Annotated in this window: 18 protein-coding genes and 1 pseudogene; 2 read left to right on the top strand and 17 right to left on the bottom strand. The window is 64.8% G+C overall.

All coding sequences use genetic code 11. From position 1 onward, the window contains the following. Positions 1-36 precede the first annotated feature (36 nt). From ASPU41_RS07835 to ASPU41_RS07785, 11 genes are all read right to left on the bottom strand, one after another. Positions 37-1,671: a DUF3179 domain-containing (seleno)protein gene (locus ASPU41_RS07835; protein ID WP_069950446.1), complete on the bottom strand. Its 1,635-nt coding sequence runs from the start codon at positions 1,669-1,671 to the stop codon at positions 37-39. A gap of 17 nt (positions 1,672-1,688) precedes the next feature. Further along, complete coding sequence (locus ASPU41_RS07830; protein ID WP_157356964.1) at positions 1,689-2,132, bottom strand: thioredoxin domain-containing protein; 444 nt, start codon at positions 2,130-2,132, stop codon at positions 1,689-1,691. Positions 2,133-2,724: 592 nt separating this feature from the next. Beyond that, positions 2,725-3,273, bottom strand: coding sequence for a carboxymuconolactone decarboxylase family protein (locus tag ASPU41_RS07825; RefSeq protein WP_069950444.1), 549 nt, complete (start codon positions 3,271-3,273; stop codon positions 2,725-2,727). Positions 3,274-3,377: 104 nt separating this feature from the next. Next, positions 3,378-4,166: a Crp/Fnr family transcriptional regulator gene (locus ASPU41_RS07820; protein ID WP_083266417.1), complete on the bottom strand. Its 789-nt coding sequence runs from the start codon at positions 4,164-4,166 to the stop codon at positions 3,378-3,380. Continuing rightward, positions 4,156-4,617, bottom strand: a complete 462-nt coding sequence (locus tag ASPU41_RS07815) for a hypothetical protein (RefSeq protein WP_069950443.1) — start codon at positions 4,615-4,617, stop codon at positions 4,156-4,158. Before ASPU41_RS07815 ends, ASPU41_RS07820 begins: the two co-directional genes overlap by 11 nt. 323 nt (positions 4,618-4,940) lie before the next feature. Further along, complete coding sequence (locus tag ASPU41_RS07810; RefSeq protein ID WP_083266416.1) at positions 4,941-6,059, bottom strand: ABC transporter ATP-binding protein; 1,119 nt, start codon at positions 6,057-6,059, stop codon at positions 4,941-4,943. Next, a complete protein-coding gene (locus ASPU41_RS07805) occupies positions 6,056-6,934 on the bottom strand; it encodes an ABC transporter permease (protein ID WP_197515793.1) in 879 nt (292 codons plus the stop codon). The genes ASPU41_RS07810 and ASPU41_RS07805 overlap by 4 nt, the downstream gene beginning before the upstream one ends. After that, complete coding sequence (locus tag ASPU41_RS07800; protein WP_231941197.1) at positions 6,925-7,740, bottom strand: ABC transporter permease subunit; 816 nt, start codon at positions 7,738-7,740, stop codon at positions 6,925-6,927. Before ASPU41_RS07800 ends, ASPU41_RS07805 begins: the two co-directional genes overlap by 10 nt. Before the next feature lie 67 nt (positions 7,741-7,807). Beyond that, positions 7,808-9,049, bottom strand: coding sequence for an ABC transporter substrate-binding protein (locus tag ASPU41_RS07795; RefSeq protein WP_197515792.1), 1,242 nt, complete (start codon positions 9,047-9,049; stop codon positions 7,808-7,810). Continuing rightward, on the bottom strand, positions 9,046-10,551 hold the full coding sequence (locus ASPU41_RS07790; protein ID WP_197515791.1) for a hypothetical protein: 1,506 nt from the start codon (positions 10,549-10,551) through the stop codon (positions 9,046-9,048). Before ASPU41_RS07790 ends, ASPU41_RS07795 begins: the two co-directional genes overlap by 4 nt. Positions 10,552-10,654: 103 nt before the next feature. Further along, positions 10,655-11,245 (bottom strand): class I SAM-dependent methyltransferase, encoded by a 591-nt coding sequence (locus ASPU41_RS07785; protein WP_231941196.1) that lies wholly within the window; start codon positions 11,243-11,245, stop codon positions 10,655-10,657. A 145-nt stretch (positions 11,246-11,390) separates the two neighbouring features. On the opposite strand from ASPU41_RS07785, the gene ASPU41_RS07780 reads away from it, so the two are divergent. Beyond that, the gene (locus ASPU41_RS07780; RefSeq protein ID WP_069950438.1) at positions 11,391-12,845 is read left to right on the top strand and encodes a dihydrolipoyl dehydrogenase family protein; all 1,455 of its coding nucleotides are present in this window, start codon (positions 11,391-11,393) and stop codon (positions 12,843-12,845) included. Here the strand turns inward: ASPU41_RS07780 and ASPU41_RS07775 are convergent. The 5 genes and pseudogenes from ASPU41_RS07775 to ASPU41_RS07760 all read right to left on the bottom strand — a co-directional run bounded on the left by ASPU41_RS07775 (position 12,799) and on the right by ASPU41_RS07760 (position 16,672). After that, the gene (locus tag ASPU41_RS07775) at positions 12,799-13,425 is read right to left on the bottom strand and encodes a CDP-alcohol phosphatidyltransferase family protein (RefSeq protein WP_069950437.1); all 627 of its coding nucleotides are present in this window, start codon (positions 13,423-13,425) and stop codon (positions 12,799-12,801) included. The two genes, ASPU41_RS07780 and ASPU41_RS07775, sit on opposite strands and share 47 nt — an antisense overlap. Next, positions 13,418-14,080 carry a TVP38/TMEM64 family protein gene (locus ASPU41_RS07770; RefSeq protein ID WP_157356963.1) on the bottom strand — a complete coding sequence of 221 codons (663 nt, stop codon included), beginning with the start codon at positions 14,078-14,080 and terminating at the stop codon, positions 13,418-13,420. Before ASPU41_RS07770 ends, ASPU41_RS07775 begins: the two co-directional genes overlap by 8 nt. 3 nt (positions 14,081-14,083) lie before the next feature. After that, complete coding sequence (locus tag ASPU41_RS07765) at positions 14,084-15,469, bottom strand: glycoside hydrolase family 15 protein (RefSeq protein ID WP_197515790.1); 1,386 nt, start codon at positions 15,467-15,469, stop codon at positions 14,084-14,086. 45 nt (positions 15,470-15,514) lie between these two features. Next, positions 15,515-15,937 (bottom strand): annotated as a pseudogene (locus ASPU41_RS24000) (trehalase-like domain-containing protein); the annotation flags it as partial. An 84-nt stretch (positions 15,938-16,021) separates the two neighbouring features. Continuing rightward, positions 16,022-16,672, bottom strand: a complete 651-nt coding sequence (locus tag ASPU41_RS07760; RefSeq protein WP_083266414.1) for an isochorismatase family protein — start codon at positions 16,670-16,672, stop codon at positions 16,022-16,024. Positions 16,673-16,953: 281 nt separating this feature from the next. On the opposite strand from ASPU41_RS07760, the gene ASPU41_RS07755 reads away from it, so the two are divergent. Beyond that, complete coding sequence (locus ASPU41_RS07755; protein WP_069950434.1) at positions 16,954-17,133, top strand: hypothetical protein; 180 nt, start codon at positions 16,954-16,956, stop codon at positions 17,131-17,133. 59 nt (positions 17,134-17,192) lie between these two features. Here the strand turns inward: ASPU41_RS07755 and ASPU41_RS07750 are convergent, their stop codons facing one another. Beyond that, complete coding sequence (locus tag ASPU41_RS07750; protein WP_231941082.1) at positions 17,193-18,179, bottom strand: IS3 family transposase; 987 nt, start codon at positions 18,177-18,179, stop codon at positions 17,193-17,195. Between the last annotated feature and the right edge of the window lie 9 nt (positions 18,180-18,188).

Here is an 18,188-nt window from a genome sequence, read left to right as displayed (position 1 = left end):
GCCGGGGACCAGGAATCCCCGTGAAGCAGCCGGCTATTATTGTCCACGCGGGTCAAGCACCACCCCCGCGTCCTTGTGCTGGACTGCCCAGCTGAACCACATCTCAAAGTAAAAGGGAATATCTGATCCGTCCGGGCCGGTAACCGCCAGTTTGTTGTCCGCTTTGCTGAGGGTGACGCTGTGCCCGTCGACAGAATGTGAATAGGTCCGGCCGTTCTCGAGGGCAAGCCACGGTGCAGCTACGGGTGTGCCGTTGAGGGTGAAGGCGACGAAGATATCTTTGGCGGGATACCGCTTGTCGGTCACGCTGGGGGAAAAGTAGAAGCCCTCGCTCTCCTCATAGCCGGCGTAGGGATTGCGTGAGTAGTCGCGTCCGTAGCCTGTGCTGTCGCTCAGGACCAGCGCATCGGGAAACTGCGCCTTGGTTTCGCCGACGGTCAATAGCTGGAATTTGTGCAGTGGCAACTGATGACCGAAATGCTTGCCGGCGAGGGACTGGCCGGTGCTCTGCTGCCACAGCGTTTCGCTCGCGCGATCGAACATGATCATGTTGCTCTCCAGCAGTCCACCGCTCACGCCGAACGTGGTGGTCCCGCCGTCGGGAAGAACCCGTTCGAAAACAACGGCGCTCCCGCAGAGCGGGCAGAACGTCACGGCAACGGGGGTTCCATCAACAGTGTCATTGACGATTTCATGCCAGATCAGGATGTTGTAAGGATAGGCCTTCACCCCGGTGCGGCCCTCGATGACGAGCGCCTGCACGCTGTCGGGATGCGTGAAGCTGGAGATCGGAATGAAGTGTGGTTCGTCGATCGCGGGGATGCCGTCCTTGGATGGTCCGCCACTTAGTGCATTTGCGACTGCCGGATCGGCCCGGGACCAGTCCGTGCGGGGAAACGACTGACGCAAAAAGTTCGGAATATCAACACCTGACTCTGACGTCGGTTCGTTGATGGAATCGAGGATCCCTTGCTCCAGCACGACGCTTCCCAGTAGGCCGCGGTCGATCAGCCATGCTTCGATTTTCCTCACCTGGCCGGAAGCAATCAGCAGTCCAATGATGAGCAGGGCCACGCCCAGTCCCCGTCGGAATTTCCCGTCCGGATCGGCGGCCCATCCGAGGTGCCTGGTGATTTTCCGCCCGCCCATTGCTGCCAGGAGCATGACCACGCTCAGGCCGAGCGTGTAGGCGATGATATCCGCAACGCCCACGACCAGGCTGGCGGGCAGGACGACGGCGAGAATCAGGCCGTAGGTAGGACTGCAACTCGTGAAAACCGGCCCGAGGGAAAAGCCCAGCAGGATGCTCCGCGCCGTCCCGGATTGCTTACCGGAACGATGGGCCAAGCTGGCGGCCGCCGACTGGAAGCGCAGCCGCCCGGACAGCCACTCCCATCCAGCGGGGAAGGTCAATGTCGCCCCAACGAAGGCGACGAGAACACCGGAAATAGCCAGCCAGACACCGCTTGGAACAGCTAGCAGTACGGTGGTGGCCTTGATCAGGAGCGTGAAGAGAACCACCGAAACGGCAAGACTGCCAATAATGAGAAACGATGCGCGCCGGCTCGGTTCAACCGCTGAACCGGCCAACACGACCGGCAGAAGCGGCAGCACACAGGGAGAAAGAACGGTCAGGACTCCCGCGAGAAACGCGATCGGCAAGAGTTCCATGATTCACCCGCCTCTGCTCAGGAGATTCTGCTGATCACATCGTCGAGCGTGCGGCTCAAGTTCCATTTCGCTACCAGGCCACCGTCACGGGTGACCTGCACCAGGGTGTGCTGCAGCGTGACACCGTACCGCTTTTTCAGCGCAGTCTGGCTATCGAAGTCGACCACAAGGATTCGAACATCGTGCGGTATCCGGTCGATGTTGGCGGAGATGTCATCGGACAGCAGCTTGCAGGTTGCGCACCACTGGGCGTGGAAGAAGAGCACGACCCTGTCGCCGTCCGACGCTGACGAAACAGCCTCAGGGGAATAGCCGCCGTAAGCTGAGGTTGCGGCGAGGGACGAGGAACTCTGCCCGGCTCCATCGGTTCTTCCCAAGGGGTCGCTCAGGGACTGGGCAACGAATACTGCCCCCGCCACCACGACTCCGGCGAAGACTAAGGCCGCTGCGGGCATCTTCATGGCTACACCTTCTCCGGCAACGGTGAGTTGCTCAATCACTTCCTCTGCCCAACGTAACAACCTAAGGCAGCGGAGTCTGTGTTCAGGAACACTGAACGCCCGCTTTAAAAAGATGCCCTGGCAGGATGTCGCCCGCCCGAAATTCTTGGACCCTTATCCGGGCCGGAAGGCCAACGGTGCCGGCGGCGCCTTCTGCCGGACATACCCAAAATAAGCCGGCGACAGTTGAGTGGCAGCGGACCGGCTTCTGAAGGCAGGGAAAAGGTCGCCGTGTGATCGAACGTGAACTGATCGTCGGAGAATGCGCGTCGCTGGGCCTGCATACCGTCCAAAACCCTGTTGCGTCGCCGGAAGCGAGGACGGCAGCGACTCGGGCGGCCGGCGTCACGGGAGCCGGACTGGATTGGGGCGCCGTCAGTGACTACCGGGATTACATGATCCGGCACTTGGATGACAAGGCACAGGTCGCCGGCTACCCGGGCAGGGCGCCACGGTTATCAAGGCCGAAGCCAGGATCACCGGGCCGGGAAGGGTGCAGGCCTGAGACACGACGCTCCACGCCGATCACATCATCAGGGCGCCCCGCCCCGGGCTAAGCGCTCAGGGCCGGTGCAGCCGGGACGTCAAGTTCTGTCTTGGCGTAGTGGTTGAAGTAGTTCGTGAAGAGGTTCGCGGCGATGTGCGCGAAGGCTTCGGCGAGTTCCTCGTCGGTCCAGCCGGCGTCGAGGGCTGCCTGCCAGACGGCGTCGGAGACATTTCCGGTCCTTGCCGCGGCTTCGCGTGCCACCTCGGTGATGGCGGCCAGTTTCAGGTCAAAGTCCACCTCGCCTGCGCGCACTGCGAGGATCTGTTCGTCCGTGAGCCCTGATTTCTGTGCCGAGAGCGTGTGGGCGGCCTGGCAGTATTCGCAGCCGTTCTGGTTGCCCACGGCCAAGGCGATGGCTTCCTTGGTCCGGGCGTCGAAGGACCCATGGGCTGCGATGGCCTGCGAGATGCCGTCGTAGGCGCCGATCACAGCCGGGGAGTGGGCCATGCCGGCATGGATGTTCAGGAACTTTCCCATGCGCCGTTTCAGGTGGCCGGCGATTTCCTTGGATCCGTGGGGGGCGCTGTCGAGGGTGTGGGCAGGAATGCGGGGCATGGTGGCTCCTTGTTTTTCGGTTCGTGTGTCGGATCAGTGAAGGCTTTCCGTGTGCGGGGGGCCTCGGATGGTGCAACTTGCCGGGCACGTGCCTTGATCCCCGGTCACGGGCTGCTGCTTACTGCCGCCGAACGCAGGGCTGCCGGGTTCTGGATGGTGATGCGGCCGCGGCCCTGGCGGATGATTCCCTGGGCTGCAAAGTCTGCCAGTGCCTTGCTGGTGGCTTCCCGGGTTGCGCCGAGAAGTCCGGCGATCTGTTCGTGGGTGAGCCGGATGGCCCGGCTCTGCCCGAACCGGCCACTGGGCGCCGCGGCATCGAGGCTGATCAGAATGGACGCGGCCCGGGCAGCCAGCGGACGCAAGGCCAGGTCCGTGAGGCGTTCCTCCAGTCGGGCCACCTGCTCCCCCAGGAGCCGGGAGATCCGGATCGCGATGCGGGGGTCAGAGATCAGGTACCTTTCAACGTCCTCGACGCCCAGCCGGCAAATGGCGGAGTCCTCGATAGCTTCGGCATAGTTGTCGTACATGCGCTGGCCGACCAGCATCATTTCCCCGAAGACGGCTCCCGGTTCCAGGATGGCCATCGTGAGGGCTTTACCGTCCTCGGCGACGCGGAAGACCCGTATACGGCCCGACTTGAGGATAAAGAGCGCGGTGACGGGCTGGGACTGGCTAAAGACGAGCTCTCCGCGGCGGAACATCCGCGCCGGGGCCATCATGTCCATCGCGTGCATCTCTTCAGCGGACAGATCAGCGAAGAGGTCCACCTCATTCAGGCAGGTGAAGGGGTCCTCCGGGCCTGCCGTGAGCGGATACGGTTCGCGTTGGCCCGGAGACCAGGGCTGGAGGCCGCCGACGGCGGCTTCCAGCCCTTTTTCCCAGTTATCGTCCATGTGCGGACTTCAGGATGCGGAAGGCCACGGGAGCCAGGATGACCCCATAGATCAGGTGGCCCATCAGGGAAAATCCTGCCGTCGCGTCGACCATGAACAGGGGCATGCCGAGCATCGTGGGCATGATGAGCAGGGGACCGAGTACCCACCAGAGTGCCCCGTAGGCCAGGCCGATCAGCGCGGCCCGGCCGTAGGAGGTCAGGAGTCCGGAGAAGGGAACGGTCAGGCCCCAGCCGATCAGGATGGAGATTACGAGGTGGATCCCGAAGCCCACCAGGGCCGAATCCGATCCGACCATCGAGGCGATCATGGGCAGCATGCCCATCATGGCCATCAGGACGCCGAAAACGAGGCCGCCGGCAATACCGCCGGTGACCCCGGCGGTGATGCGCCGGGCAAGGTGACGAGTGAAGGCGTGTGGCTGGTGTGCCACCGGAGATGTAGCGGACATCGTTTTGCTGCCTTTCGTTGAAACGGAACTGCTTACCTTCGAAAGATAGGCCCGTGGTCCCTCCCCGCTCTGTGAACCCGGACACATAAGGGCCCCGGCTTGGAACAGCGTCCGATGGCGTCTGCCGCAACCGGGGCGCCCGGTTGCGGCAGACGCCGGGTCAGTTCACTTTTTCCATACTGTGCCCGCAGCAGCACTTAGGGTCGCTGTCTCCGCCGTGACCGGGGGCTGCGCCCTTGGTGACAGTGATTTCGCACCCGCATGCCTGATCCGGGCAGCGGTAGACCTCTCCTTGTTGCAGCGCCATGGCCAGCTCCTTTCCTTCAGTTTTTGGTTGCTGATACTGTCACGCTAAAACCTTCCAGTCGGGGGAAGTCAAGGCCCGCGCTTGGGTGTTCTGCAGCGCCTCCGACTGCCGCCAATGCGGGAGTCGGGAGCTGGATACGGACGGTATCCCCGGTGGCGAGGGCAGGGCCGGCGGTGGCTTCCGCGTACAGGTTCACGCCGGCGGCCTCCAGGGTGACCAGCCGCCGGGGCCCGCGGGTGCGGATCCCGGTTACCACCGCTGGCATGCCCGGGCTGTGTTCCTCAAGGAGGACGATGCGTTCCTGCCGGATGAGCAGCGTGGCGGGTCCTTCGGGCCATTGGTGGCTCCCGGGCAGTGGGTGGGCGCCCAGGGCGGAGTAATGCACGCCCTCGCGTACCGTCCCGGGGATTTCGTTGGTTCCTCCCATCAGGCGGCTGACCTGAAGTGATGCGGGCCGGGTGTACATCGCTTCAACAGAACTGTGCTGGAGCAGCCTGCCGCCGCTGAGCAGGGCCAGGTTATCGGCCACGGCCGCGGCTTCGTCATGGTCGTGCGTGACCATCAGGATGGTCGGGTTCAGCTTCTCCCGAACGTCTGCCAGCAGTTCGTGCATGGCTGAGCGGAGTTCGGGGTCCAGGGCGCTGAACGGTTCATCCAGCAGCAGTACCGCCGGCCGGGCGGCCAGTCCGCGGGCGATGGCCACCCGCTGCTGTTGCCCGCCGGAGAGCTCTGTCACCGCGCGCCTCCCGGTTCCTCCCATCTGGACCATTTCCAGGAAGGCCTCCGCGTCCTCACGGGCCCGCTTTTGCCGAACACCGCGGATCGTGGAGGCGAAGGCTACGTTGTCGAGGACATTCAGGTGCGGGAAAATCAGCGGTCGCTGAAAGACCATCGCCATCCGGCGGTGTTCGGGGCGGACAGCGGCCAGATCGTGGCTGTCGAGCAGAACGTTGCCTTCGTCCGGGACTTCCAGGCCTGCGACCGTCCGCAGGAGCGTACTTTTACCGGAGGCGGAGGGGCCCACTACTGCGGTGCAGGAACCGGCGTCCAGGGTAAAACTGACGTCATCCAGTGCCGGGACGGGGGATTTCCTGAACGACTTGGACAGATGTCTCAGGACCAATGCCTGTGTCATGACCGGCCTCCCCGCCGTCGTCCTGTCAGTCCCAGAGCCAGTAACAGTCCCAGCGGGGGTGCCAGCGCTGCCACCGACAGCACCGCCACGATCCCGTCGTTGCCGGTTCCCGAGGCAGCGGCCGCGACCAGCAGCGGCGTGGTCACCACGGAACCGCCGCCGATGAGGAGGGTGACCAGGTAGTCGCTCCATCCCACCAGGAAGGCCAGGAAAGCCGCCCGGGCCAGGGCCGGTGCGATCAGGGGCAGCTGCACCCGAAAGAACACCTGCCCCGGGGTTGCCCCCAGGGTGCAGGCCTCTTCCTCGAAACCGATGTCATGGGCTGCGTACGCCAGCCGCATCACGTACACCGTGTAGGGAAGGGCGTAGGCCGTCAGGACCAGGACGACCCCGGCGTAGGCGGGAATCTGCAGCCGGACCAGCAGGACGTTCAGCCCAAAAACGGCGACGAAGGCCGGGAGCGCCAGCGGAGCGAACAACAGGGCACTGACCAGGGTGGACCACCGGGAAGGGTGGAACGCCAGGCTCCGGGCAGCCAGTACGCCCAGCGGCGTGGCTATCGCGCTGACGAGGAGGCCCAGCCCCAGCGAACGGGAGAACGCCGGAACGGCACCCTGGGCCAGCGCCGTTCCCACGTTCTGGAATCCCCATTCCTGGGGCATGGCAACGGGATAGGACCAGCGGTCCGCGAAGACCCACAGGCCAAGGGGTACCAGCGGGAGCACAAACCACACTGCAAGGGCGGCGGCAACTGCCGTCCTCATGATCCGCCCGGCGCCGCGCGAAACCGTCAGCCCGTTCTGTGCTGTCCCGTCTTGTGCTGTGGTGTCCGGCGGTGTGGACGGGGTGAGCCCGGGGGGCAGGGTTATCGCCATAGCGGGATCTTTCGAAGTAAGGCGAGGGCAGTCGCAGCGGCGGCCAGTGACACCACTGCCGTGACGACGGCGACGGCGGCCGCCTCAGGCCGGGAGGTGAGCGTCACCGAGTTGTACAGACGCAGTGCCATGACGGGCAGCGGCTCGGGATACGGCCGGCCCAGAAGCCAGGCAACTTCGTAGGAACCGAAGCTGTAAATGAAGGCGATGGTCCCGGCGATGATCAGGGAGGGCAGGCTCAGGGGCAACAGCACGTGCCGCAGGCGGCGGAGCCGCCCGGCGCCCAGGAGAGCGGCGGTTTCCTCGTAGCTCACTGACCGGGTTGCCAGAGTGCCGGCCACCACGAGTCCCACGAAGGCTGATTCCTTCCACGCGTACTCAAAGATGACGGCCAGCCACCACGGCCCTCCCACCAGCTCAGGCCAGCTGCCTGCTGCTCCGAAAATCCTCGCCAGCAGGCCGGAATCGGCGAGCAACAAACCTACCGAGGCTGCCCCCACAATGTGGGGAACCGGGATGGACAGCGTGCTCATGGCTGCAACGAGCTTCCCACACCACCTCCCCTGCATCATGACCAAGGCGGCCGTGAAGCCGATCAGGCACGCCAGGACGGTGGACGTTCCAGCAATGACCAGGGAGAGGCCGGCGCCGCCCACGACGTCCCCGGCATGGGCGGTGTAGGCCACGGTCGACAGGTGAGGCGGGCCCACCAGCGGCATCAGTCCCAGACTCTGGGCCCCCACCATCGCCGAGCCACCGACAACGACGAAGGCTACTACCAGGACCGCCGGGGCAGCCAGAAGCACCCCCGCGATACGGAATCGGCTCCCCGCGCGGGCCCGTGTCCGGGGTGGGGGTTGGGCTCTTACAGCCTCAGCTTCCGGCAAGGATCTGCCTCCGCCAGGCCTCATCCAGGGCGGTGACCCATCCGGCGGCAAGCTCCGGGTTCGCGTTCCGTGACAGCACCTCATAGCCCGGGACAACCGGGGAGGACGGGAGCTGCTCGAACAGGGCGCGCTCCTCGGAACTGAGCGCGCCGGGGTTCAGGACAGGGAACTGGCCCCAGATCCGGGGGTCGGCCTTTTTGGCCTGCTGCCCGGCTGACAATGCCAGGTTGGCCACCACCATGGCACCGGAGCGCTGACCGGAAGTTGAGGGGATAGCCAGGAAGCTGGCGTTGCCCACGGTCCCCTCCTCCAGGCTGAGGACTTTGGTGCCGGCGGGGTATATTCCGTCCGCGACCAGCTTGGTCAGGGCGGCCGGCCCGTAGGTCATGGTGAAATCGACCTGCCCGCCGGCGTAGAAGGCATCCAGTTCGCTGGAGGATTTCGGGTAGGTTGATCCGTTCCGCCACAGCGAGGGTTTCAGGTCTTCCAGTTCCTTCAGGAGGGCGGGGGTGAGTCTGTCAAAGGCGACTTCGTCGAAGGCCAGCGGCACGTTGGCGTAGCCCCCGGATACGCTGTAGAGCACTTCGCGGGTAAAGACGGAACCGGTGAAGTCCGGCGGTGCCGGATATGTGAAGCGGCCCGGATGGGACCGTACCCATTCGAGCAGGCCGGCGAGCGTTGTCGGAGGCTCAGGGACGGCTGCAGAGTTGTAGGCGATGGTGAACTGAGCTTTGCTCCATGGCGCTTCGCAGCCGTCAACCGGGGTTCCGAAATCCTGCGAGAGCATCGGATCCGCCGGGTCCGTGAGAGCCATGTTGGGCAGCAGCGAGGTCCAGCCGCAGGACCACGCCCCAGCCTCTTTGCCCGTGCCGAAATTGTTGCCGTTGACCCAGACGAGGTCCACTTCGCCGTCGGCGGTACCGGACTGGATCTCGGTCAGGACACGGTTCAAGGAGTCCTTGGTGTCAGCCACCGGCACGCGTTCCAGGTTGACGCCTTCAGCCGCTGCAGCAGGGATGAGGTGTTCGTCCACGTAGGCGTTACCCTGTTCGTCCCCGCCGTACATCCACAGCTTGACCGTTTGTCCCTGCGCTTCGGAGATGACTTCCTCCCAGCTGCCTGCTTCAGGTTGTCCGGCCGGTACCGCCGCGCAGCTGCTGAGGAACAACAAACCGGCTGCAGCCGCCGCGGGCATGGTCCGGTGGCGCATGGGGAGGGCTGGCTTCAAGGTTCGGTCCTGACTTTGGGGGTGAGGGGGAGCAATTTGCGCAGGCCTGCGTTTTCGGCCGGGTCCAGCACCGAATGCTGGACGCAGGCGGGGACCAGCTGGCCGGTTTCGGGATGGCTCATGGTGTACATGCAGGCGCCCAGCCGTTCCTGGACCTCACGGGTTTTCGGGTCCTCACTGGCCACGCCCTTCCCCATCAGGTCCCACGCGGGCGCGACGTCGGCGGCATCCATGAAGTTATGGACCACGAACGTCTTGAAGGCCAGCCGTCCCGAACAGGCCGCGGAAATGATCCCGAACAGGCCGCCGGCGCGGCTGGCCAGACGCTGAGCGAAGCGGAGGATTACGGGGACGTCGCGTGGGTGGGCCAGCAATGCCCTGATGGCTTTTACGGCGACAATCCAGTGTGGTGTCCCGCCGAAATACATCCCGCCGAAGTGGGCCAGCAGCCGGTCCCGTGCGTCGAGGTCCTTTTGGTCGGCCGGGTCCAGCAGCGCGGCCTGCCTTTCCCCTGCCCGTAAAACCACGGCGGTCCGGTTGCAGCGCACATCGCCGAACTGGGTTCCCTGCCAGGGAATCCGCTGCCCGGCGCCCTCCTCGATCCGGTCCCAGACGGCGTCGATGGTGACGTCGGTGAAGCCCTTCCCCCATCTCCTGTCATCGCCGATGTACGCGGCCGGCTGGAAGGACAGCATGTCGAAAGGCATGTCGAGCACGGCGGTGGTGACCCCGGCCACCTGGTCAATGTTGGCCGGGGTGACAGTCATGTTGTGGGCGATGTAGGAGCTGATCCCGTGGTCCCTCTTGAGATCCGTGAACATCGCGGCGAACCGTTCGCGGAACGGGTCCAGTTCAGCCTCGGTCCAGGGACGGGGCGCTCCCCTGCGGCCACGCATGAGGGAATCAAAATGGGCGGCGAACGATATTTTCCGGAACCTCGGTTTGCCGGTCGGCTCCAGCGCAACATCGAGCAGGTATTGGTAGTCGAAGTCTCCGTGCGTCATGGACATCGGTTCCCGTCCGGCGGCACGCATGGCAAGCAGGGCCGCTGCGTGGTCTGCGGCGGACAGCAGACTGACTTCGCCGCCGATCAGCTGGGCGTGGGCGCGGGGTCCGCGCAGACGGCGGAGGAACGCCAGCTGTTCCTTTACTGCCCGCACGGTGTGGCCGCCGTCGATCCGCACTTTGTTCGCATCTGCTGAGTGGTAACACGGGGTGCAGGTCAGGTTGCATTTGGGAAAGACGCCGTGGGTTCCTTCGCATCCCACCGCTGTCCTGCCCAGCAGCTGGGCTGGGGTTTTTACGTGCCCGGGCAGCTCGGACCAGCGCCTGTCGAGCGCGGCACGGCTCTCCGGATGGACAGGTCTGGTCCCCAGTTCCAGGCTGCGAAGCAGCGTGGCGATCTTCCCCGCAGCTGCTGTTCCGCGCTGCACTGCCCTGCCGGCACCGCGGCTCAGCCAAGGCCGACGCGAACGGTGCGGGACGGTGGCTCCCGGAGTCATGGCCTGCCTTTCGTCTTGCCGCAGTGATACCGGCAACATTACGGCCCGGCCGCAGCACGGTTAAGTAATCTCGGGCACACAAGGCATGCTCCTTCGCAAGTGTTCAGGCAGGGCCCCCGAGCGTGCCTGCGCGGATCTGCAGATGTCCTGCCCGGGCTGAGTCCCGGATGACGCCGGTGCAGTCCTCCTCAACGGCCTGCCAGGGGTGTGCTGTTATGTCCGCGCCGCCCAGGGCACACGCGGCCCGGGCCAAGGGAGTGAGCAGCCGCGCCCATCCGACCGGGTCCTGCATGTCCACCACGGCCACCCTGGCATCATTGCGCAGCAGCTGCGTCAGATTGGCCCAGGCTTTCCGCCATTCCGGCATCAGCGAGAGCGCATAGGTGGCCAGGGCGGCATCGGAGGTCCCGGATCCTCCCTGCCCTTGGATCGTGGCGCAAAGTTCTGCCGGATCCAGCAGGACGGCGTCGGCTTGGATGAGGATGACGTTGTCCCATCCGGCCTTGATGGCGCGTCGGCGGGCCTGCTGCAGCATCCGGGCGCTGCGGTCGATTCCTACTATCGTTCCCGAGGGGCCTAACCGGTCCTGGAGCAACGGAAAATTGAGCCCGGTTCCACAGCCCAGGTCCAGGACCTGCTCCCCCGGCCGTAGCGTCAGCGCACCGATTCCGCGGACCCTTCCGGCACGGTACACCGGGTATTCGCCGGAGAGGGCATCGTAAAACGGCGCGAATGCTGTGTACTTGTCGGGGATAACCCGCTCCTTTGATCAAGGGAATACACCGGGACGCCGGCGTCCTCCACGGCAGCATCCGGCAACGACCGTAAGGACCTTCATCATGACACCCACTGACCGAATTATTGACTTCCTGGTCCTCGGCGGAGGCACAGCGGGAATCGTCGGGGCCAAGACCGCAGCCGGCCTCGGCGCCCGCACCGTCCTCGTGGAGCAGGAACGCACCGGCGGGGACTGCCTGTGGACCGGCTGCGTCCCCTCCAAGACGCTCCTCTCCGCTGCGGCGCAGGCCAGGACCTTGCGGATGCAGGCCGGCCAGGAACCGGATTTCCCCGCAGTGCGGGAACGCATCGCCACAGCAATCCGGACCATCGAGCCCGTGGATACACCGGAGGCTCTGGAACAAGCCGGCGTCGAAGTCCTCCCGGGGCGGGTGAGGTTCACCGGTCCCGGGATCGCGGACCTGGACGGACGCCCCCTCCGGTTCCGGCAGGCGCTGATAGCAACCGGCGGGGAGCCCGCCCGGCCACCCATTCCCGGGTTGGACCCTGCCCTGACCGTCACCTCCGAAACGGTCTGGGACCTCGCCGTACTGCCGGACCGGCTTGCCATCCTGGGCGGCGGACCGGTTGCCTGTGAACTGGGCCAGGCCTTCGCCCGGCTGGGATCTGATGTCACCATGATCGTCCGCTCCCGGATCCTGGCCAAAGAGATCCCGGAGGCGGTGGACCTTGTGCGGGAAAGCCTGAAGGCCGACGGCGTGAAGATCCTGGAAAACACGACCCTCGCCAAGGCAAGCAGTACCGGGGAGGGGGTGCGGCTGCAACTGGCGGACAGAACGGCTATGGACGCTTCCATCGTGCTGCTGGCAACGGGCCGCACGCCGCGGACCGTTGGCCTTGGGCTCGAACGCGTGGGCGTCAGCCTTGACGCCCGCGGGCATGTGATCACTGATTCACACATGCGGACCTCCAATCCCCTGATCTGGGCGGCAGGAGATGTCACCACACACCCGCAGTTCACGCATCTTGCCGGTGTCCACGCCAGCGTGGCAGCATCCAATGCGGTGCTCGGCCTCCGACGCCGGATCAGCACCGCGGTCCCGCGGGTCACGTACACCTCACCGGAAATCGCCGCCGTGAGCACGGCATCCGAGGAGGGGCAGTCAGAAGTATCCCGGACCGTGCGGCATTCCCATCTGGACCGGGCCATCACCGAGGACAAGACCGACGGCTTCACGCGCCTGCTGGTGGGCCGCGGCGGCCGCATCATCGGAGGTACCATCGTGGGCCCCCGGGCAGGGGAATCCCTAGCCGAACTGTCCCTGGCCGTGCACAAGAAGCTACGGACCTCAGACATTGCCGGCGCCACCCACGCCTACCCCACGTATTCCGACGGTGTGTGGAACGCCGCCGTCCTGGATGTCCGCGAACGCCTGCGCTCCCCGCTCACGGGCACTGCCATCAAGGTGTTGAGCAGGATCCGGCGGCTGGCCATCGACAGGCGCCGGATCAGCTCAAAGCCCGGTACCCCGCCAGGATCCGATGGGCGGCACTGATCCCCACCAGAAGGGCCCAGACGGCGGCGATCAGCCAGGCAGCCTCCGGGAAAATCAGCCACAGGCTGTGCACGACCACGGTCTCAGCCCCTTCAGCCAGTCCGGCCAAGAACGACAGCGACCTTCCGTCGTCGATCTGGCGGCCGGTCTTCTCGGCGATTGAAGAGAAGGCCAGGAAGACCGCACCGTTGATGTAATAGGCGAAGAGAACCAGCACGAACGGCAGCCACGGGGCGGCGAACGCGGACGTGGCGCCTATGCCCACACCAACGACGGTGGCGCCGTAGACCACGAAGTCCGCGCTGATGTCCCAGAAGCCGCCCTGACCAGGATCCTCCTGCCCTGACCGGCGGCGCCTCAGACGGGCCAGCGGCCCGTCCAGGCCATCAGCCAGCCGACACAACAACCACGCAGCCAGCGCCGGGAGCCACCACTGCGCCGCTGCCAGGCCCGCGCTGGCAAGGCCCAGCACCAGGTTCAGCCCGGTCAAACGGTCGGGGGTGACCCAGGGCCGGTCCAACGCCGAAGCCACCCGGTCAAGAACGGGCGCCGTCCGTGTCCGCAGCATGGCATCAAACATTCCAGGCCCCTTTCCGCCGCCTGCGCACAGCCACGAAAAGCCCGGCAAGGGTCAGCAGACCGAGGGCGGCCGCAGCGGCCTGGACCTGCCAGCCGAACTGCATGCCGAACGCGCCCAGGGTCACGTAACTGACCGTGCCCGGCAGGATGCCGAGCGCCGTGCCGGCGAGATAGGGCCACCAGGGAACCGAAGTCAGACCGGCCAGGTAATTGATGGCAGTGAACGGCAGCACGGGCACCAGCCGCACGCCGATCACCGCGGCAAACCCCCTCCGTCGAAGCACCTGATCCAGCTTCTCCACCCTCGCTCCCGTGAAAGTCTCAACAGCCTCACGCCCCAGCCAGCGGCCCAGCCAGAAAGCGGCCGTCGCACCCAACAGGGCCGCCGCCACCACGACACCTATTCCGCCGGCAAAGCCAAAGACCACCCCGGCACCAATGGACAGAACGTTCTTCGGTACTGGCGAAAGCGTCAGCACAGCGTAGCCCAGGACAAAAACTGTGGGACCCCACCGGGTGGTCGTGAAGTACTGCTGGAGAGCATCCACGGCCGGGACAGGGAACAGGAGTGCGGCCACAGTCGCGGCCGCAATGAAAACCAGCAACCATGCCAGGCGGATCACAGCCCGGCGGCGGCCCCTCATGTAACTTGCCACCCGCTAGCCCTGTGCTCCGCTGCTGGGTGGGTTTCCGGGCCCGTGGCCCTTTTCTTCGGCCCGGCTGATCGCCCAGGCAGCGTTGACCAGTCCGATATGGCTGAACGCCTGCGGGAAGTTCCCCAGCAACTCGCCGCTGCCGGCTGCGACCTCTTCAGAAAGCAGGCCCAGCTCTGTAGCGAAGCCGGCCGCGGCTTCGAAAACTTCCCGGGCGCGCTGAACGGAACCGGCAAGAGCGAGGGCATGGGCGAGCCAGAACGTACACAGCAGGAACGTCCCTTCAGCCCCGGGGAGCCCGTCTTCGCCGGCGTACCGGTACACCAGGCCCCGCGCGTCCGTCAGATGCCGCTGGATCGCGTCAATGCTTGCCAGTATCCGTGGGTCATCCCCCGGCAGGAAGCCGACAATGGAGAGCATCAGAGCTGAAGCGTCCAGCTCATCGGAGCCCAACGCCTGGGTGTAGGCGTTCGCAGTCTCACTCCAGCCATTGGTTCGTATTGCGGCGGCGATCTGCTCCCGCACGTCCCGCCAATACGGGACCCTGTCAGTTGCGTCCAGGAGGTCGGCAATGCTGATCGCACGGTCCACGGCCACCCAGCACATGAGCTTTGAGTACAGGTAGTGGCGCGGCTCACCGCGGACCTCCCAGATCCCCTGGTCCGGGGACTGCCACCGGCCTGCGGCCGCGTCGGCGGCGTCAGCAAGGAAACGCCGGGTGTCGGGGTCCATGTCTGCCAGGTATTCCGGCAGTGTTGCGGCAGCGTCCAGCAGTTCCCCATAGACGTCGAGCTGGCGCTGCTGCCACGCGGCGTTCCCCACCCGGACCGGAGCGCTTGAACGCCAACCCGGAAGGTGGGACAGTTCACGTTCTGACAGGTCCCGTTCACCGCCGACCCCGTACATGATCTGCAACTCTTCACCCTCCCCCAGCTGGCCGGAGCCAGCCGTCGCCAGGAAACGGAAGAACTTTCCCGCCTCGTCCGGGCAGGCAGCAACCCATAGTGCCTGCAGGGTCATGCTTGCATCCCGTATCCATGTATAGCGGTAGTCCCAGTTGCGCTGGCCTCCGATGACCTCCGGCAGTGACGTGGTAGGCGCCGCCACGATCGCTCCGGTGGGGTAGAACGTCAACGCCTGCAGCACCCGGCCACTCAGGGCAACCAGGTCCTGCCACGGGCCGGCGTAGTTCTGGTGCATCCCCGACCAGCTGCTCCAGCCCTCAACGGTGTCGGCAAGCCGCCGGCTGATTTCCTCCTGCGCCCAAAAGCCGGGCGCATCCTCCCAGCTGTTCGCGTGTTCAAGGGCGAATCCAAAAGCATCACCTTCTCCCACAAGAATGCGGACCCGGGCGACATCGCCTTCGATCGTCAGCGGAACGGGGGCAGACAATGACAGAATCGCGGCGCCTCCTCTAATCAGCAACCCACCTGATCCCGGGCGGACCAAAGGCCGTATCGACCCGTATTCCGGACGCGCCACAAAGACGACGTCAACCTCAACCGTTCCTCGTGTGCAGGAAACCTGCCGCAACAGCGCCCCCGGTGACCCAGCACCGAGGTCATGACCCCTGTTCCCGTTTCCAAGAACCAAGGCGTCGGTCAAGGTGACCTCCCCCTTGTCGGTGCGGAAAGAGGTCTCAAGAACCATGCTGGGACCGACGTATCGCCGGGTGGACGTAAAGTCAGCAACAGGACGGATCGACCAGAACCCTGCTTCATCACCCAGGAGCCGGCCAAAAACCGAAGGACTGTCGAACCGGGGCAGGCACAGCCAGTCCACAGATCCTTCAGCGCTCACCAACGCCGCGGACCGGCAGTCAGAGAGCAGGCCATAATCTGCGATACGGCTACTGGTCATCGTCACAGCCTGACCGACCCGGTCCGCTTCAGCAAGGCGAAGACGCGGCGCTTGCCCGCCAGCCAGGGACGCCCGTCATCCCGGCTAACCAGCGAGTTGCTCAACGGCATCCTTAGTGGAAAGCACTGCCCCGGCAATGTAGTTGAAGTTAATGAGGGCCGCTTCATAACCGTCTCCGAGTTCAGGATGCTGCGCTGCGGCCGTGGCGTCGGCCACGACGGCTACCTCAAAACCCTGTTCGAGGAGTTCACGCAAATGGCTTTCAACGCAGAGGTTGGCGGACATGCCAGCAAGGATTACCTTGCTGATACCCCGTTTGCGAAGCTGAAGGACCAGATCATTCTGCTCAGGCCCGTAGACCTTGTGCGGGCTGCAGATGACAGTACTGCCATCTTCCAGGTAAGGCTTATACCGATCCAGCCAGTCCGCCCCGGAATCCGTGAAACCCCCGAGATCGAGGGGCCCGGAACGGTCAAACATCCCAATCTCATGCATCTTCTTTTCCAGCGTCCCGCCAAACTCCCACTGATGATCGTGCGGAAAGTAATAGTGGGGGGACACAAACACCCCGTAGCCGCCTGCCTTCGCGGCCACCAGTAATTGCTCAATGTGATCGACGGTGTGGTTTTCCTCGACGCTTTTCCCCACCAGCTCCCACGTCACACCGTCGGGGCTCAGGAAATCATTCTGGGGATCAGTCAGGACAAGGGCCGTAGTAGAACTATCAAACTGCACGGGATTCTTCCTCCTTGAAGCCGGAAACGTGCGGCGCACGCCTGTCGCTCCAACCTAGGACTGCGTAAGCCACTGGTCTGTAATCTGCCGCACAAATATCAGTCCTTTCTCCAGTACAGACATTGGACCCGTCCAGAACCTCGTCGGCAGTCAGTCTCAGGGAAATCGCTGTAGCAGGTCGCGCCATCCTGCGTTCCTCAGTTCTTCGGAGGCCATCTTCGGGGCCGGCGATCCGACCCCGCCCTGGAGAGGCCGGCCGAGTTCACGTCGAACAGGAGATCGTGGGCACCTTCAGGCCTGACATCGTCGACGAGCTCAACCGAGAACTCGGCAAGGGCTGCAACGTCGGGAAGATGAAGTACGCACTCAACGACGCGGATCTTGGAGCGGCACCGCGCTATCGGAGATGTTCGTCCGGTTTGGCGGAACGCCCCGAACAGTGCATTTCCGAGGCGCGCTGACAACTCCCGACCATCCTTCGGCCATGCCTCTCGGCGCGGCGTCCGCGGAATTTGTCAAATCAAATGAGACGTAGTGGTTGTTGTAAATGCACCGAGGGCGCGGCTCTTTTTGCCGGGTCGTTGATCGCCGCCTTCAGCGGCAGCGGAGGTGCGGCAGGACGGCGGACAAACCGCTCGGGATGCGCGCCGTACGCCCGGTCCAGGGTGTGCTGGCGTTGTTCACGCACGTCCTCGGCTGTGCCGTAGTGCACGCTGGCCGGGGTGTGATAGCCGATCCCGGAATGCCTGTGCTCGTGGTTGTAGTAGGCGGTGAATCCTTCCATCCAGGTCCTGGCCTCGTTCACGGAGTCGAACCGTTCCGGGTAGTCAGAGGTGTATTTCATGGTCTTGAATTGGGCCTCGCTGAACGGATTGTCATTCGATGTATGGGCTCGGGAATGCGACCTGGTGATATCCATGTCCACCAGCATCGAGGCAAGGGCTTTGGACGTCATCGCCGCCCCACCATCGGCGTGCAGGTACCCCGGAGGGTTACCACCGGTCTCGGCGACAATCTCCTGCACGAGGTCCGCGGCCAGCTGGCCGTCCTCGATACGCTCGATGCGCCAGCCCACCACGTAACGGGAAAAAATATCCAGCACCACGTAGGCGTGATACCAGATTCCCTTCGCCGGGCCACGCATCTTCGTTATATCCCAGGACCACACTTCGCACGGTTTTGTGGCCATGAGCTCCGGAATCACCTTGGTCGGATGAGTGGCTTGCCGTCGGCGTTCCCCGCCCATCTTCGCGTCCGCCAGCACGCGATACATGGTGCGCTGCGAACACCAGTACCGCCCCTCGTCCAGCTCACGGACATAGACCTGGGTCGGTGAAAGGTTCGCGTAGTCTTGGCGGTTGAGCACCGACAGGATCTCGGCACGCTCGGCCGGCGAGAGCTCCGCCGGGTGCTGGGCCTTGGGCCAGGGCCCGTGCATCCGGGGCTTGGGCGCGGCCTGCCGGTGATGGGTGGCCCGGGAGCGGCCCACCAGCCTGCAGGCCCTCACCACCCCGAG

This window comes from Arthrobacter sp. U41 (assembly GCF_001750145.1).
Lineage (GTDB): Bacteria > Actinomycetota > Actinomycetes > Actinomycetales > Micrococcaceae > Arthrobacter.
The sequence above is the reverse complement of the archived record's forward strand: the minus strand, read 5'-3'. Positions and strand labels throughout refer to the sequence as shown.